Source organism: Paenibacillus andongensis (genome assembly GCF_025369935.1).
In the GTDB taxonomy this organism is placed as follows: Bacteria; Bacillota; Bacilli; order Paenibacillales; family NBRC-103111; genus Paenibacillus_E; species Paenibacillus_E andongensis.
The window spans coordinates 6073992-6090959 of sequence record NZ_CP104467.1 but is presented as its reverse complement, the minus strand read 5'-3'; the positions used below and the strand labels follow the sequence as shown (position 1 = coordinate 6090959).

The 16968-nt window shown below is 45.0% G+C and carries 12 protein-coding genes; 9 read left to right on the top strand and 3 right to left on the bottom strand.

Going from position 1 to position 16968, the window contains the following annotated elements; all coding sequences use genetic code 11:
- Nucleotides 1-51: 51 nt before the first annotated feature.
- Nucleotides 52-3810 carry a response regulator gene (locus tag NYR53_RS27240; protein WP_261302229.1) on the bottom strand — a complete coding sequence of 1253 codons (3759 nt, stop codon included), beginning with the start codon at nt 3808-3810 and terminating at the stop codon, nt 52-54.
- Between the two features lie 162 nt (nt 3811-3972).
- Here NYR53_RS27240 and NYR53_RS27235 point away from each other — a divergent pair, with 162 nt between their 5' ends.
- The 8 genes from NYR53_RS27235 to NYR53_RS27200 all read left to right on the top strand — a co-directional run bounded on the left by NYR53_RS27235 (nt 3973) and on the right by NYR53_RS27200 (nt 13396).
- Nucleotides 3973-5679, top strand: coding sequence for a methyl-accepting chemotaxis protein (locus tag NYR53_RS27235; protein WP_261302228.1), 1707 nt, complete (start codon nt 3973-3975; stop codon nt 5677-5679).
- 106 nt (nt 5680-5785) lie between these two features.
- Nucleotides 5786-6919, top strand: a complete 1134-nt coding sequence (locus NYR53_RS27230; protein WP_261302227.1) for a stalk domain-containing protein — start codon at nt 5786-5788, stop codon at nt 6917-6919.
- Between the two features lie 128 nt (nt 6920-7047).
- Nucleotides 7048-7368, top strand: coding sequence for an SPW repeat domain-containing protein (locus NYR53_RS27225; RefSeq protein ID WP_261302226.1), 321 nt, complete (start codon nt 7048-7050; stop codon nt 7366-7368).
- 89 nt (nt 7369-7457) lie between these two features.
- Nucleotides 7458-9554 carry a class I SAM-dependent methyltransferase gene (locus NYR53_RS27220; RefSeq protein ID WP_261302225.1) on the top strand — a complete coding sequence of 699 codons (2097 nt, stop codon included), beginning with the start codon at nt 7458-7460 and terminating at the stop codon, nt 9552-9554.
- Nucleotides 9555-9666: 112 nt separating this feature from the next.
- Nucleotides 9667-10434: an NUDIX domain-containing protein gene (locus NYR53_RS27215; protein WP_437180080.1), complete on the top strand. Its 768-nt coding sequence runs from the start codon at nt 9667-9669 to the stop codon at nt 10432-10434.
- A 69-nt stretch (nt 10435-10503) separates the two neighbouring features.
- Complete coding sequence (locus NYR53_RS27210; RefSeq protein ID WP_261302223.1) at nt 10504-11043, top strand: cysteine hydrolase family protein; 540 nt, start codon at nt 10504-10506, stop codon at nt 11041-11043.
- A 71-nt stretch (nt 11044-11114) separates the two neighbouring features.
- Nucleotides 11115-11948 carry an NAD(+) synthase gene (gene nadE, locus NYR53_RS27205; RefSeq protein WP_261302222.1) on the top strand — a complete coding sequence of 278 codons (834 nt, stop codon included), beginning with the start codon at nt 11115-11117 and terminating at the stop codon, nt 11946-11948.
- Between the two features lie 5 nt (nt 11949-11953).
- A complete protein-coding gene (locus tag NYR53_RS27200; RefSeq protein ID WP_261302221.1) occupies nt 11954-13396 on the top strand; it encodes a nicotinate phosphoribosyltransferase in 1443 nt (480 codons plus the stop codon).
- Between the two features lie 32 nt (nt 13397-13428).
- Here NYR53_RS27200 and NYR53_RS27195 read toward each other — a convergent pair whose 3' ends face one another.
- The gene (locus tag NYR53_RS27195; RefSeq protein WP_261302220.1) at nt 13429-14223 is read right to left on the bottom strand and encodes a hypothetical protein; all 795 of its coding nucleotides are present in this window, start codon (nt 14221-14223) and stop codon (nt 13429-13431) included.
- Between the two features lie 123 nt (nt 14224-14346).
- Nucleotides 14347-15684 carry a hypothetical protein gene (locus NYR53_RS27190; RefSeq protein ID WP_261302219.1) on the bottom strand — a complete coding sequence of 446 codons (1338 nt, stop codon included), beginning with the start codon at nt 15682-15684 and terminating at the stop codon, nt 14347-14349.
- 211 nt (nt 15685-15895) lie between these two features.
- Between NYR53_RS27190 and NYR53_RS27185 the strand changes: the two genes are divergently transcribed.
- Nucleotides 15896-16939 (top strand): BMP family lipoprotein, encoded by a 1044-nt coding sequence (locus tag NYR53_RS27185; RefSeq protein WP_261302218.1) that lies wholly within the window; start codon nt 15896-15898, stop codon nt 16937-16939.
- Nucleotides 16940-16968: the final 29 nt, after the last annotated feature.

Sequence of the window (16968 nt, the reverse complement as noted above, 5' to 3'; positions counted from 1 at the left end):
TGCTTAAACAAAGATAGCATAAGCATATAGTGACATAAACCAGCGTATTTTTCAATCTAACAGCAATTTTTGGATGGAATGAAAAACTTCCTCCAGAGCAATGGCAACTGATAGAAGTTGGTTCTGGATCATGCTGGCGTTTAATTCGTCGGGCCCAGCGTTATGTTCTAACATTTCTTCTAGGGCAGTTGCCGCGGCGAAAACCCGATTGGCAGACAGGTTGCTAGAAGAGCCGCGCAGCGCATGCAGCTGACTAATGGCTTCGGCATAGTCCCCTTTCTGAATCGAAAGGGTTAATTGCGGAATAATAGGAGCGGATTGCCTATAAAATGTTCGAAGCATTTCGTGATAGATCTCCGTTTTTCCGCCAAGCCGTCCAAGTGCTTCTTCGATATCTAGTCCAGGAACAGCCATCCGATTCTTCTCACTAAGAACAGCATCGACGGCTGCAAATAATCGGCTAGGAATGATAGGCTTGGAGATCACTTCGTTCATGCCAGCGCGAATGCAATCCAAACGCTTCTCCAAAGTAGAGTCAGCAGTTAAAGCAATGATAGGGATGTGCATCCATTTTGGCTCAAGACGAATTCGTTTGGTAGTCTCAATACCGTCTAGAACGGGCATATGGATATCCATTAAGATCAAGTCGTAATCGTTATTCTCTAAGTCATTTAATGCTTCGAAGCCGTTGGAAGCCAATTGAACGTCACAATTCATACTGCTTTCCAGCAGCGAACGAGCGACCGTTTGGTTAATTTCATTATCTTCGACTAAAAGAATACGATGAAATTTGGTCATTCTTTCTTCTGTTTGTACGAAGTCAGTCGTGGATATAAGTTCCTTCGCGGCATGTGTGCCTGTTAGTGTTTGCAGCGTCTGGTACAGCACGATCCGTGAGATAGGTTTGACCAAAATTGCATGTGGAGCCCATGCTGCAGGCAGCTGCTCTAAGGCATCCCTACCCGATAAAGAGGTGTAAATAACCGTTAGAATGTTCATTCGATTGCAGGCTTCAAGCATGCCCAGCCATACTTCCTCTCCGTACATATCATCAGCTTCCATATCAAGCAGGATCACATCTACGGGAATAACTTCAATGGCATTCCTTGCTTCTTTCCAAGAATAAACGCCGGCTGCTTCTGTGCACATGGATTGAAGAGTATGGACAAGCACTTGGTTCAGATAAGGGTGATCTTCCACAATTAATACGCGCAGCGGGAGGATTGCCTGAGACTTCTTCATAGGTTGTAAGGACAACGTGAAAGGTAAGCTAATCCGAAATTCACTGCCAAACTCTGGTTGGCTTGACACCTCGATGGTGCCGCCCATATTCTCAATAATGTTCTTGGAGATAACAAGACCGAGACCCGTACCCCCGAATTTCCGATTCGTTACTTCATCTGCCTGAACAAACGGCTGGAACAGCTTGGACAGCTGCTCTTCATCCATCCCGATGCCTGTATCGCTGACGGTAAAGCTAATTCGGACTTCTTCCTCTCGGAACTGTTCCACATAAACACGCAATGTGACCGTTCCTTGCTCCGTGAATTTTATCGCATTGCTAGTTAGATTCAGCAGTACTTGATACAAGCGCAGCGAATCCCCAATGAGTCCAAGCGGTACACTATCGTGGATATCACAAATAAAATCAACCGGCTTGTGGCCAAGCAGCACACTAAGGGTTTCACAGACACGGTCAATGGTCTCATCCAGCTGGAATGCATGATGTTCAATCGCTAGCTTGTCCACCTCGAGCTTCGAAAAGTCCAGAATGTCATTAATAATATTGGAAAGGGATACCGAGGATCTCGCTATTTTACTTATATAATCCCTCTGTAGCGGTGACATGCTTGTTCGCTCCATCAAGTAGGAGAGTCCGACGATGCCATTGAGAGGTGTTCGAATTTCATGACTCATGCGAGCTAGGAAAATCCCTTTAGCCAGATTAGCATCATCCGCTTCTTGCTTCGCTCGAATCAGCTCCTCTTTGGCATGTACTTGGTCCGTAATATCTCGCGTAATGGCTGAGAAATAACAACCAGCTTTGTCTCCTGGGCAATGGGGAACGATGATGACGGAAATGAATATTTGCCGTTTCTCCTTCGTTAGGACCTCAGCTTCAAATTCCCAGAATCCTTCCCGAATGGCTGTGTTCAAACCCTCTTCGAAATTGATGTCATTCTGGATATCTACATACTCACTGAAATGTTTGCCGGCGGTTTGTTGTTTATCTAATCCAATTATACGCTTACAAGCCTGATTCATATAAAAAATATAGCCTCTCTCATCAAATGAGAGAATGGAATCACGTGCGCTTTCTACAATCGTTAACAATCTCTCCCTAGTCTCATTGCTCTCCTTAATATCGCTAATGTCTCGAGCGATGAATACGAACCCTTTCAGCTCACCATTCGGATGTGTAATACTACTGACACTAACCTGAACGAAAATACGAGTGCCATCTTTGTGATGCCAAGTCCATTCAGAATCCTCTTTGAGATGACGTAATGAACGAATCACGAGGGCGGTACAATCAGCTGGAACATATTCCCCAAGCTCTGACGAGTATTGCGCGGCTCTTTCCATTAGTTGTTCTTGATCCAACCACAGGAGAGGTGTAGCTTTCTTATGAACTTCAGCAAAAGAATAGCCAAGAAGCTGTATAGCTCTACTGTTGAGATGGTTAATCGTAAAGAAAGGGTCTGTTACGATCATGGCATATTGATTGTGATGAATAAAAGCTTCGAAAGGCTCGAATAGTTCACGTAAGTTTTCGATCATGCCATTCACAGAATGGGCAAGAGCACCCAGCTCATCCTTGCTTTTGAAAACGAGCGGTTTGATGTAGAAATTACCTGCAGCGACTGATTCTGTAACATGAAGAATTTGCTTGATGCGTTTAATAATCAGTGTATTAGCCGTCAAGTAAATGAGGAGAAAAATGACCACGGCCGTCATCATAATTAATCCGATAGTCGACCAAAGCAATGGACTCGTTGGAGCTTCGAAAGCTGAAAGGGGCATGGAATAAGCGAGATACCAATCTAATTGAGGTACACGCGCATAAAACCACCGAGCTTTTTGGCCGCCGTATAAAGATTCATCCAGAAATCCTTCATTCGACTGCAGCGCTTTTTGAAAGGCGGGCATAAGTGAAGGGTATTCTTTGAAAATATTAAGGTTCAAAATTTGCGGTGTATCGGTATGATACAGAATGAGTCCCTCTTGGTTCACGATAAGTACTTCGCCCTTCTCCAAAGGGGTATGAAGATGCTCGAAAAAGGTTTGTTCCGCATCAAGAGAAATGTTTATGATACTCGTCACTTCGTTTTTCTCATTGAAGACAGGCGCGGTAATGGAAATGATGTATTTACCGGTTATATGACTGATTTCAGGATCAGAGATGAACGTTTTCCCTTTTAGTGCTTCTTGGAATCTTCGTTCCCCTGCTGCAGAAATGGTTTGTCCGGTAGTGAGCGTCATAGAGCCATTGAGATCTATAATCCCCATAGAATGATAGCGTTTAGCGCCTGTTTTTAATTCTTGGGTCAAAAATTGGAGACGCTCCTCAAGTGTCCCATGCTTCATAACATCAACCCGACTTAAAAGTTCCGCTTCTGCTAAACGGATGGATAAGAAATCGTATAAGTTTTGTGCGGAATTGGAAACGGAAGTTATCGATTGTTTCTTCATTTGTTGAATCAGCTTATCTTTCGAGAGCCGGTAGTTGGTAATCCCTACAACAGTTAGGGATATGCAAGTGATTAGAACAAGCAAGGAGACAAGTTTGAAACGTAACGATGATGACATGAGCAACCTCCTTGAAAATGATAAACTGTTAGCAAATCTAACAATTTCACAATGAATGTAAGGTAAGAAATTTAATGAATAAAGTTTATGATGATTGCAGCAGATGAATTGAGTATACATCATAGTTGGATCATTCATTCATTATTTGGGAGGAATTGGCATATGCGACTTACAGTGCGAACTAAAATGATTACGGTATTTGCACTCATCTTTCTGATGATTGGGGGGTTAAGCTGGACAGATATGAGTCGAATGGGCGCGTTGAAGGACAATACCAAGAAGCTTGCTAGCAATTGGATGATGGGTATTCAAATTATTGAAGAGATTCACTATAACTCGGAGCATCTATTGACCTTATACTACCAGAAGAAGTTAGAGCCGGATGTAAAGAAGCATGAGTCACTTGATGCTGCAATGGCATCATCAATCGCAAGTATTGATAAGTTGTCAGCAGATTATAAGGAATCCCTCGCCGGGGAAGAAGATGCCAATTACTTCAAGGAGCTTAATAAGAATTGGGAAGATTTCAAGACTGCTTTTATGAAAAACAAACAAAATGCCGCTGATCCTAGTAAGGTAAAAGAAGCCGCAGAAAGTCTTCAGGTGATGTCAACCGCTTTTGGAAAAGCGCAAAAAACAATGGCGGATATGGTTGCGTTCAATCAAGAGGGAGGAAGAAAAGCGGAGCTGGAAAGCTTGAACGTATATAAAACTAGTGTGAACACATCTTTTATCGTCCTTAGTATCATCATTGCATTCATGCTAGTTACTTGCTATGTGCTTGTTAGAAACATTTCCTCACCCGTTCGTAAAGCATCACATGCCTTAAATCGGATAGCGAATGGGGATCTCACCGTCGAACCTATTATCATAAAAAATAAAGACGAGATTGGCGTGTTAGTCAGTTCGGTAAATCAAATGGTTAACCACTTGCGTAAGTCTGTAGAGCAAATGATGCAAGCCTCGAATAGCGTAGCGGCATCGTCGCAGCAGTTGTTTGCCAGCTCCGAGCAGAATACATCTGCCTCGCAGCAAGTTGCACAATCTGTTCAGGATTTCGCGACTGGAGCCGATAAACAAGCCCAAAGCTCGATGGAATGCGGCAAAGCGATGGAAGAAATGGCTGTAGGCATTCAACGGATTGCAGAAACAACATCGGATGTATCTGATTTATCGATTTCTGCCTCGCAGATTGCTCAGCAAGGGACCATTTCGATGGAGCGCGTAGTGAGCAAGATGCAAACAGTGAGCCATTCTGTGGATGCTGCGAATAAAGTCATAAAAGAATTGGAAAAGCATTCACAAAGCATCGGTAAAATCTCGACGCTGATTGGAAATATTGCCTCGCAAACCAATCTTCTTGCCTTGAACGCAGCGATTGAAGCTGCTCGTGCCGGAGAGAGCGGAAAAGGTTTTGCAGTTGTAGCCGGTGAAGTTCGTAAGTTAGCGTCGCAGACGGATGACTCTGTACGTGATATTACCGAACTCATTTCGAACATTCAAAGAGATTCTGCACGTGCCGGTCTGGTTATGGATAAGGGACTGTCAGAAGTACAGGAAGGTCTTAAAGAGGTAGGGATTGCGGAGCTAGCATTCGGTCAAATCGTCAACGCGTCGCAAGAAGTAGCCAGCAAGATTCAAGAAACGGCTGCGGCGGCTCAGCAAATGGCTGCAAGCTCGGAAGAAGTTTCGGCAACCGTAACTAGTGTAGGCTCTGTTGCGCAGCAAACTTCGGGGACCGCTCAGTTGGTAGCGGCTGCAACGGAAGAGCAGCTCGCGTCCACGGAAGAGATTACAGCTTCTGCTGAAAGCCTTGCTGGTATTGCTCAAGATTTGCATCAAGTTGTGAGTTCATTCCGAATTGCATAAAAGAATGTTGACGTCCAGACTTTCTGATACGTTGGCGCGTCTAGTTATCGTAAAGGTTAAATCAACCGAAGATTACTCACGATAACGAATGAGGAGTGAACATGAAATGAAAAGAAATCCGTTTAACATGTTGAAATTTGGTGTAGTCGGATGTGCAATACTGGTAGGAGTGAGCGGTGCCATATTACCATTAACAGGTATGGCATCAGCGGAAACAGCTGCCGTAGTTCCAATTCTTTCACCAATTGCATCGGAATCAATTTCTTCAGTTCAAGTGAAAGAAGTAGATCTCACATCTAAAACGCAGGATCTAAAAACCAATATCAAAGTGCCGCAGCTTTCAGGCATGTTGGATACGAAGTATCAAGAGCAAACGAATGACATCATTTTATCCCACGCGAACAAAGATTTGGCGATTTGGGAGAATGAGGCTGCTCAAGCCGCGGCTGATGCAAAGACGAATGGTTTCACTTATCGCCCCTACGAGCTGACGATTCATTATGCGTTGAAATCGGATGGTTCGGGCAACCAGGCGGGTGTTGTTTCACTTGAAGTCACAACTTATGCAGCTACAGGCGGTACAGGTATGCCGCGCGTTGATACGTACAATGTCCTAAATCACGAACAAGGGCAGCGTGTTACTTTGCAGGATCTGCTTGGAGATAACTTCAAGGAGAATGTCAATGCCGGAATTCAAGCCCAAATCAATGAAAAACCGGAGAATTATTTCAAAGATGCATTTAAAGGAATCAGCGAGGAGCAAAGCTTTTATGTGGAAAAAGGCGAAGCGGTTATTGTGTTCCCGAAATATTCGATTGCGCCAGGCTCCACAGGCACACCGGAATTCCGTTTTAACTTACCTGAGAAATGGCAGATGACACCAAAACCCGTTGCCCCTACGCCTATAGTGAAAATGAAGCTGGATTTAGTAGCAAGAGATAGCCTAACTAATGCCGAAGGCGTGAGTCTGGTGCCTTTACGCAAAGTGGCAGAAGGACTTGACTACGAAGTGAAATGGAATCAAGAGACATACGCTGCAGAATTGAAAAAGGGTGCTGAGTGGACGAGTGTTTCCGTGGGTAAAGATAGCTATTTCTATGCGAAAATGGCTCCGGTTACGCTAGGGACTGCTCCAGTTATTCTGAACGATACGCTGTATGTACCTTTGAAATTCGTAACGGACATCCTGCAAGCAGATGTGAAAACGAGCGACGCAGGCGTCATTCATTTTGAACAATAAGAAATTTAGAAATATAAGCCTCTTGCTGCCTAATTGATTTGGGTGAGCTGGAGGCTTTTCCATTTCACATTTTTGAAAGCGATTGCATATACTATTACATCTCGTAAAGTAGGAGGTGGCAGCAGACGATGTATTGGAAAAACTTATTGTCCGCTTGTATGGGCCTTTGGTTTCTGGCGAGTCCCTGGGTGTTCGGCTTCGAAGATCATACGAATGCGCTTTACACCTGCGCGCTGCTAGGCAGCTTGCAGTTCGTAGGATCTCTGATGGCCCTAGGGAAAACCGGTAAAAAAGTTTGGCAAAATTGGCTTTGTTTTATTTTAGGTGCTGTGTTTATTGTCGTTCCCAACGTATATCATCTGGATTTAATGGCCTTTTTTTCATTTGTCGTGTTGGGCTTTATGACCATACTTGTCAATTACGCGAATTTATATGCGGATCATCAATGAAGCAGTTGAATGAAGAAACGTGAGATTGCCATGAGGTTGGTTTATACTTGTTTTATAAATAGGTAGGAAATGGGAGGATATATTCCGGCATGTTAAGTTCATTAGAATTAATAAAAAGGTATCGGGCAGGGGACACAAATGCCGCAGACCAACCTAAATGGTTAACCTATATCGTTTCGGCGGAGGAGCGCATCGTTAACTTCGAGCGGATTCAGTCGATCCAGGAGCTGGCACAGGCGAACCCTGTGCTTGATTATGTTGAGCGGACATTGCACATTTTGGACGGGCTAGCATTGTCCTTTTGGAAGAAAGATGTACTAGAAGAGGTGTTGATTTGGTCTGAAGTAGCAAAGGGTGGGACTTCAAGAGACCGTTTCGTGTGGCAAGAAGCAGGTATTCATCTTTCCGTCCATAACCTAGGTTCAGCGCAGTTATACAAGCTCGATAAAGGTGATACAAGCGATAAGTCAACTGTCATACATACGTTAATCTACACACATGGGCTAATTGGTCAAACGATTCGTGGCGAAGTTCCGCTTAAAGAACATGCACCGCTAAGTCATTTGATAAAGGAAAACTTACTTTCAGCTGATGAATTAAGAGATTTACTCCTGCCGCTGAATCAATGCATTATTGCAGGTGTATCAGAAGAACTCTGGCATTCCGTGCGTAATGAAGTGGAGTCAATGATCGAGCTGATCGTATCCGACTCTTTGGCAAAAGAGCCTGTTATAAAGGATCGTCTTGCCAGACTACGGGGAAACACGATTCAAAAGGGAGAAAATTTTGATGCCGAATATGAGAAGCTGCTGGATGAAGTTCCAATTGATGCATTGACGTCATTTTTGGATGGTAGAACGCTGTGGTTCGTAGAAGCGGCCCTGCAAGAATTCTCTTTGGAGCAGTTGGTGAAAGTATTCCTGATGATTCAGTTTTCAAGTGGACAAGCTGATTCTATTCAACACATTAGCTTCGAACCTTTGATGAATACGATGTATTACGATTATAAGGGCAGCAAAAAGGTAAATGTGTATAAGAAGAGGATGATTGAGAAATATTTGGGTGAGCTTGCTTGGAATGATTTAATGAAAGACCCGATGGAATTATCTCAAAATGTCAAGTCCGATGCTCTGTGGGGCAATGCCCATCTGAAACACTTCATTGATCGAAAGCTGCAGCTCCCAGACACGATATTCTTTACCTTCCAATTTTCTCCTGCTGCTGAGAAGCTGATTGAATTTTGTGTGGAAGCCGAGAAATCTCCACTATATGAAAAGGCGGTTCTGCTTCTGTTCGATCTGTTCGAATTACGCAGAGATGCTTATGACCGTTTTCATAACGAGGAAGAATACTTAGCCACGATGAACCAAACGGCTGATTATAAGAAGATGATGCTCGATTACGTTGTTGGGAAGCGGGTTGTCGATATTGGACCTGGCGGCGGGGTTATGCTGGATCTCATTGAGCAGTATTTGCCGGACAAGCATCCCATTGGGATCGACATTTCGTCGAATGTAATTGAAGCGCTGGAACGCAAGAAGCAGCTAGAGGGGCATCGGTGGGACGTTATGAAGGGGGATGCCCTTGATCTCAAACAATATGTAGAGCCGGGATCCATTGACACGGTTATTTTCTCATCGATCCTGCACGAATTATATTCTTACATCCCTTTTGGCGGAAAGAAATTCAACCATGCAACGGTTGCGGCAGCGCTGCGAAGCGCTTTCGATGTTCTAGCACCCGGAGGACGAATCGTTATCCGCGATGGTATTATGACGGAACCTGCTGAGCAGAAACGGACCATTCAATTTCTGCAAGATGGTGCGATGGCTTGGCTGCAGCGGTATGCGAAGGATTTCGCAGGGAGAACGATTCAGTATGAGGTCTTAGCTAAGGATGAGGTCATCATGCCCGTGAATGATGCGATGGAATTCCTTTTTACATATACGTGGGGAGAAGAAGCTTATGTGCATGAAGTTCAGGAGCAATTCGGTTACTTTACCCCGAGCGAGTTTACGGCGTTCATCCTGGATACATTAGGTAACGAGGCCAAAATTGTGGAGAGCAAGCACTTCCTCCAGGAAGGGTATACGGAGGCGCTTGCGGATAAAGTAAGGATCATGGATCAAGATGGAAACGTGGTTCCGTTGCCGGATAGCACGTGTTTGATTGTGATTGAGAAGTAAGCTGCAGACCAGCCACCGAATTCCCATTGCAAAACTGTTTTAAATATGTCATAATGAAATTATCAAATTGACAATATAAAAAGAAATGTACTAAACAGGTGATCAAATGAACATGCCAATAGAGAATGAAACGAACTACCAAGCGAGTAAATACCGCACACCTGACGGCGCGCCTACGGATATCGTCATCTTTACGATTACCTCAGAAGGAAAAGGATCCGTGAAGAAGTCGCTTCCTAATCGGGAGCTGCAAGTGTTATTGATTCAAAGAAAACAATGGCCTTTCGAAGGCCAGTGGGCACTTCCGGGCGGATTCTCGATGGAAACCGAAACGATTCAAGAGAGCGCTAGGCGCGAACTAACGGAGGAGACGGGGGTTTCGGACGTACACATTGAATATTTCAATGTGTATAGTACGCCGCAGCGCGATCCACGGGGATGGATGATCTCCCACGCGTTCTTCGCACTCGTGCACGAACGCTATCTCGAGAAACGTCAAGCCGCTGATGATGCAGCTGACGTTCGCCTCTTCCCTATCGATGAAGCGCTGGCGATGGATCTTGCTTTTGATCATGAAATCATCATGAGAGATGCACTTGCTCAAATTCAGCAGAAGATGCTGACGACGACGATTGCCAGAGAGTTCCTATCTGAGGAATTCACGATGAGTGAGCTGTATCAAGTCATTCAAACGGTCGTTCCGACGTTCAAGGAACGGAATTTTATTCGGAAAATTACATCGACCCAAAGTCGCAAAGGAATTATCGAAGAAGTGTTGGATCATAACGGACAGGGCAAAATGTCTAACCGTTACTCCCAGCGAGCTGCTCAGTTGTACCGATTTACGGATTATGTGCCTCAGCTGTCCATTTACAGCTAGGCCTCTCTTTTCTATTTTGATATTGTCTTAATAATAATATCAACTATACAATATGAAGGAGTGTTTAGGATGAGAGCTCTTATTGTCATTGATTATACGGTGGATTTTGTTGTTGGGAAGCTTCCTTGCGGGGAACCAGGCGCTCTGATTGAAGCGAGAATCTGTGAAGTGACAGAGCAATTTTTGGCTAAGAAGGACTTTGTGGTCATGGCTGTTGATCTACACGATGAACAAGACCCCTACCATCCAGAGACGAAGTTGTTTCCTCCACATAATATTCGAGGCACAGCGGGGCGCGATTTATATGGCAGATTGAAAAGCGTACATGAGGACAATAAGAGCGAGATTTATTGGATGGACAAAACAAGATACAGCGCCTTCTGCGGCACGGAGTTGGAGCTTAATTTAAGGGCAAGAGGAATTCAAGAGCTGCATCTGGTTGGTGTTTGCACAGATATTTGTGTTCTGCATACTGCGGTGGATGCTTACAACAAAGGCTTCGAAATTGTTATTCATGAAGATGCAGTCGCTAGTTTTAATCAGACAGGGCATGAATGGGCCTTGCAGCATTTTCAACATACTTTAGGGGCGAAAGTCGTTCGTGGTTAACAGCTGGCAGTTTCGATGATAGCCGTGGTATGAATCGGACAAAATTCACAGAAAATGAGGAGATGGTGAAAATGGGAAATTTAAGACAAGAAACGATTCAAGCTTCATTGTTTGTGAAGGAAAACATCGACGTGGCTTACGAAATCAAGCGCCGAGTACAATTCCTCAAGGACTATCTGGTTCATACAGGAGCCAAAGGCTATGTCCTCGGGCTTTCCGGAGGTCAAGATTCCACATTAACTGGTAAGCTGGCCCAAATAGCTATCCATGAGCTGAATATAAAAAACGGCGATGAAATCTTTCAATTCATGGCTGTAAGACTTCCATACGGTATACAGAAAGATGAAGATGATGCACAGGCTGCAATTCGTTTTATTGGGCCTAGCCGTGTCGTAACGGTTAACATACAATCCGCTGTGGATGCATCCGTTCGGCAATTTGCCGAAGCTACGGGAGAGGTCTTGAGCGACTTTCACAAAGGGAATGTGAAGGCTCGTGAGCGGATGAAAGTCCAGTATGATTTGGCCGCGCACTATCAATTGCTTGTTTTGGGGACGGATCATGCGGCTGAGGCGATTACCGGATTTTTCACAAAGCATGGGGATGGGGCATGCGATGTAGCTCCGATCTATGGCCTTAATAAGCGACAAGGCAAGCAGCTGCTGAAGCAGTTGGGGTGCCCTGAACATTTGTATTTGAAAAAGCCTACGGCAGATTTGGAAGATCTCAAACCAGGTCTTCCGGATGAAGAAGCACTGGGACTCACTTACGATCAGTTGGATGACTACTTGGAAGGAAGCCCCCTGCTCGCTTCTGCTGTGCAGAAGATTGAGGAGCGCTACGCTGTTACCGAACATAAACGCAAAGGTCCAGTAACGTGTTATGACAATTGGTGGAAAGGATGAATCCTATGAAATACGACAACTTGACGCTGCATACTGACAAATACCAAATTAATATGATGTACGCGCATTGGCTCCAAGGCACATATAAGCAGAAAGCTGTTTTCGAAGTCTATTTCCGTAAGCTGCCTTTCGGGAGCGGATATGCGGTCTTCGCTGGTTTAGAGCGGGTGATTCATTACATTCAAAATCTGCATTTTGGCGATGAGGAGATTGCCTACTTGCGGACACAGGAAGAGAATTATCGGGAAGATTTCCTGGAGGCGCTGCGCGCGTTTAAATTCGGAGGAGACTTGCAAGCTGTACCGGAGGGTACACTTGTCTTCCCGAATGAGTCGCTCGTACGCGTAGTAGCCTGCATGTTCGAGGCGCAGCTGGTTGAGACGGCGATTCTCAACTTCGTGAACTACCAGACGCTTGTCGCGACGAAAGCTTCGCGAATCAAACAGGTGGCTCCGCGCGATGTGCTGCTGGAGTTCGGCACAAGACGCGCCCAAGAGGCTGACGCCGCGATCTGGGGCGCAAGAGCGGCCTATGTCGCAGGGTTCCATGCGACATCCAACCTCAGAGCCGGGATGCTGTTCGGCATCCCGACCAAAGGCACGCATGCTCACGCATGGGTGCAGGCCCACGACACGGAAGAGGAAGCCTTCCGTGCTTATGCTGAGGCGCTGCCGGAGCAAGTGACGCTGCTCGTTGATACGTACGATACGCTGCGCAGCGGCGTGCCGAACGCGATCAAGACGGCGCGCCTGCTGCAGAGCCGCGGCAAGAGCATGAACGCCATTCGCCTGGATAGCGGCGATTTGGCGTATTTATCCCAGCAGGCTAGGCACATGCTGGATGAAGCGGGCTTTCCCGAGGTGAAGATCGTCGCATCCAATGATCTGGATGAGAACATCATCGAGGGGCTGAAAGCCCAAGATGCCAAGATCGACGTCTGGGGCGTTGGCACCCAGCTCATTACCGCTGCAGATCAACCCGCGCTGGGAGGGGTTTACAAGCTGGTGGCCCGCGAGAAGAACGGCGAATTCGTGCCGGTCATTAAGATCTCGGGCAACCCTGAGAAAGTGACCAATCCGGGCTTCAAGGAAGCTTACCGGATTATTAACAAAAAGACAGGCAAAGCGGAAGCCGACTATTTGGCACTTCAGCATGAAGTCGATATCAAGAATGGTGAACGAATCAAGCTTTTCGACCCCATCCATCCTTATATCTACAAATACATTGATGACTATGAAGCAATTCCACTGCTCCGCCCCATATTTCTCCAAGGGAAGCTTGTCTATAAGGAGCCCGCGTTGGATGAAATTCGGGATTACCATACGCAGCAGAAGCAGTCGTTTTGGCCGCAATATTTGCGCAAGCTTAATCCGGAGGTTTATCGTGTGAATTTAAGCGCGGCACTGTGGAAGTTGAAGATGGATTTGATTCATGAGCATCAAGGGTAGCTGTCACACGATGTGGCCTGCCCCCCTACTCTTCAATTCAACAGCGCAATCATCTGATACACCTCGCGATGATCGCCGGGGAGCAAGTAATTGGCGACTTTGAGCTGGGAGGAACCATCGCCGTCCAGAAACAGCCCATCCACTAGCTGTCCATTTCCGACTTGCTCTTGTACGGCTGTGCGGAACTGCTCTCCGGTGCATGGCGTTGGAGCTACGACTAGATAAACGTTGTTAATCCTGTCGTAGACGATACCTGATCGCATGCGTTTCTCGTTAATGACAGGCATCTCTTCCGCTATCGCTTGCTCCGCCCATCCGTCTGGATTTGTAAGTCCCATGCTCACGCCTCCCTGCGCCCAATAATGAGCGCGATCCATGACCTTCAGCTCGTCCGCGTGTTCAACGACTTGAATGGTGAAAGTTTGAGCCTTCTCATCCCATACAAGCGTTCCACGTTTGCGGTCAATATTAAACCAGCCAGAGCCGTAATCGCCAGGCTCCCCTTTGACGGGACGATCATTAATAACTGCGATGCTAAGGAGATAGCCCTGCCAGAAAAACCCGCCGTTAATCCCATTTTCCTGCCTTTCAGTCACATTGCCTGTAATTGCTTTCAGCCCAATGTTCTGTGGTGGAGTCCGAATACTATGGAGCGTAACACCGTTACTCGCTTGGTTGATGCTATATTCGGAAACAGGGAGTTTTGGCGGTGGTTTCACCGCTGAATGGGTTCCCCAGATGATCGTCCATATAAAACTAGTTATCATAATAAGGAGATAGATAAGTAGGTAAGCTGCATTCATTTTTACAAGTCGTAACATGTACATGGGGCAACTGCTCCTATTCTCTTAAATCAGATCCTTTCTATGAGTCTATGAAATTAAATTTCGAATTATGCTTATAAATAAAAAAACAGTTGAGCGGGATAGCTCCCGTCCAACTGTTTTTATTTATTTAAAATCGCCTAGCAAATAATTGTAGAAAGGTTCGTCCACCCAGAACTTGTAGGAGTCAACGTTCAAGCTAGCATTGATTTTCTTTAGGCCGGTAACGACATCGTTAGATTTATCACTGAGGGAGAAGGATTGTGCATAATAATGGCCTTTGCTGACTTTATTATTAGCAATTACTTTGTAGTCTTTCACATCGGTTAATGAATAGTAGAGAGGTTGCCACCAGGAAGAATAAATGAGTCCTGTCTCGTCTTTACTGTTCTTTTTAGCATATTGGAAAATGACCTGCTGGAACTTGTTCTTTTGCTCGGCGTTATCGAATTCGAACTCAATGTCGTATTCCTTGGCGTAAGCGATGAAATTGCCATTCTCGATTTGGACGACTTGATAATCGTCCGATTGTGTCGGCTCGCCCCATTCTTTCAAATAGATGAAGGCAGATGTTTTGGGTTCCAGCTGTACTTTCGCTTGGATGTTCTCGCTGCGCAAGAGTCCGATTAACTGAATCGCATGCGTAATGTCTGAATGTCCATAGGTGAGAGATAGCTTTGGATCAAAATTTGCATCGAAACGAGAGTCTTTCAAGTTGTAGCCTGTCACTAGATTCTTTTTCAAGGCTTCATCGAAGACTGCACGCAAATCTGTTGATGAAATAAGATCCTCCGTACGCCAGGTATCGTTAATTTTGCGGAAAATATCATCATCGGAAGTCGTTCCAATATAGTGTTTATATTGTCCTTTGAAAGTAAGAATCTTACCAAGCAGTTCGCCAGCAAAGCTTTGGCTAGCCGCAGCATTCGCATCGAAATCAGAGGAAACTAGGCCTGTATCAATAGCGGCGGCCAGTTCTTGGGCGGCTTGCAGTGTTAGTTGATTGTTTTGATCGTAATCAATATGTACTTTAGCCAAAGCGGCTTTGATTTTATCCTTGGGATAGGTATAGGCGAGTTCTTTCAAGCCTGCGGCTTTTAACGCTATGAAAGTCGCTTGCAGCTGAGTAAGCGGTTGATCACCCTGCAGCTTGCCTTCGGACAGAATTCCTTGCTCATGCAAAGCAAGCGCTGCTTTGTAATAAGGGCTATCCTTTTGCAAGTCTGTAAATGCATTGGTCTGATCTTTCGCTTCCGCCTTCAAGATGCGGTTAACTGCGATAACGAAATCGCCCTTGGATAAGGAGTCTGACAAGCTGATGGCATACTGATCATTCAAAAACTGCTTGTATGAGGCTGTGGCATCACTCGCTTCAGCGGCACTGCTTAATGTGCTCACAGAGGAGAAGAGGATGGCTGTTAAAACAGCTACTTGCAAAGGCTTGCGGGATTTCAATGGTTTCATAAGAATAAAACACCTCCAAATTTTTAATTCATATAGGAATAGTATGATTTATTGAAATATATCAGTTAAGATGATAGGTGTCAATAAATAATGGTTGACGTTTTTAATCTTGACATGACATAGGGAATCTACTACTATCAGTCTTAGTTGAAAAGTCACACTTTGTCGAAAAATTTTAAAAAATAAACAGATCAAAAGGGGAGAGCCACACATGAAAAAAACGTTAGTATCCATTTTCGCCGTTACATTACTGCTTACTGGCTGCGGCACTGCTAAAAATGATGCAGCAGCTCCGGCAGCTACGAAAGCTGCAGAAGCAACAAAAGCGCCTGAAACCAAATCATCCAAAAAAATCATTCTAATAACACCAGAAAAAATTGGTGTGAACCCTTTCTTTGCTCAAGAGGATGAGGGTGTTAAAAAAGCAGGTAAAGAATTCGGTGTTGATGTGAAAACAGTAGAATCTACGGATCCCAGCGCGATTGAACAAAACCTGCGTGCTGCTGTTGCAGATAATTATGATCTTATTATTACCAGCTCTTTTGAATCCGAGGATGCTCTGAAAAAGGTAGCTGCTGAAAATCCGAAGAAATCTTTTGCTATTATTGATACAGTTGTAGATTTACCGAATGTTAGAAGTGTAGTCTTCCGCGAGCATGAGGCATCCTACTTGCTTGGTGCGGCAGCAGGTCTTGCAACTAAGAAAAATGTTGTCGGTATGGTCGCAGCACTTGATATTCCTTTGATCAAAAAATTCACAGTCGGTTTCCAAGAAGGTTTGAAATCAACGAATCCGAATGCAAAATTCATCGTTAACTATGTAGGAAGCTTCACGGATCCAGCCAAAGCGAAAGAGCTGGCATTGACGCAATTCTCTCAAGGTGCAGATTTCATCGCAGCGGCATCAGCTGTTGGCGATTTGGGCGTGTTCGAAGCAGCTAAGGAAAAGGGCTTCTACACATCCGGCCAAGATATCGACCGTACAGTGACGGATCCTGAACACATCGTACTCTCTCAATTGAAAGGTACAGACAGCGTTGCTTACCAAACGGTGAAAGATTTCGTAAATGGAACCTTTAAATTTGGCGCTATGGATTACGGCTTGAAAGAAGACGGAGTAGGTCTTACTTTTGTAACCAAAGAAAGCAAATCCAAATTAAGTCCATTTATTGGTCAAGACGTTGTGACTAAAGTTAAAGCCATCAAAGACGATATCGTAGCTGGCAAAGTTACGGTTCCGAATCCTCTGAAATAGTAATAAGTCCTTACAAACATCATATAACC

Bases quoted from the DNA above. Each gene is read 5' to 3' on its own strand.
- NYR53_RS27225 (WP_261302226.1), top strand. From the start codon at position 7,048: ATGTATTGGAAAAACTTATTGTCCGCTTGTATGGGCCTTTGGTTTCTG.
- NYR53_RS27235 (WP_261302228.1), top strand. From the start codon at position 3,973: ATGCGACTTACAGTGCGAACTAAAATGATTACGGTATTTGCACTCATC.
- nadE (WP_261302222.1), top strand. From the start codon at position 11,115: ATGGGAAATTTAAGACAAGAAACGATTCAAGCTTCATTGTTTGTGAAG.
- NYR53_RS27220 (WP_261302225.1), top strand. From the start codon at position 7,458: ATGTTAAGTTCATTAGAATTAATAAAAAGGTATCGGGCAGGGGACACA.
- NYR53_RS27195 (WP_261302220.1), bottom strand. From the start codon at position 14,223: ATGTACATGTTACGACTTGTAAAAATGAATGCAGCTTACCTACTTATC.
- NYR53_RS27240 (WP_261302229.1), bottom strand. From the start codon at position 3,810: ATGTCATCATCGTTACGTTTCAAACTTGTCTCCTTGCTTGTTCTAATC.
- NYR53_RS27190 (WP_261302219.1), bottom strand. From the start codon at position 15,684: ATGAAACCATTGAAATCCCGCAAGCCTTTGCAAGTAGCTGTTTTAACA.
- NYR53_RS27230 (WP_261302227.1), top strand. From the start codon at position 5,786: ATGAAAAGAAATCCGTTTAACATGTTGAAATTTGGTGTAGTCGGATGT.
- NYR53_RS27185 (WP_261302218.1), top strand. From the start codon at position 15,896: ATGAAAAAAACGTTAGTATCCATTTTCGCCGTTACATTACTGCTTACT.
- NYR53_RS27210 (WP_261302223.1), top strand. From the start codon at position 10,504: ATGAGAGCTCTTATTGTCATTGATTATACGGTGGATTTTGTTGTTGGG.
- NYR53_RS27215 (WP_437180080.1), top strand. From the start codon at position 9,667: ATGCCAATAGAGAATGAAACGAACTACCAAGCGAGTAAATACCGCACA.
- NYR53_RS27200 (WP_261302221.1), top strand. From the start codon at position 11,954: ATGAAATACGACAACTTGACGCTGCATACTGACAAATACCAAATTAAT.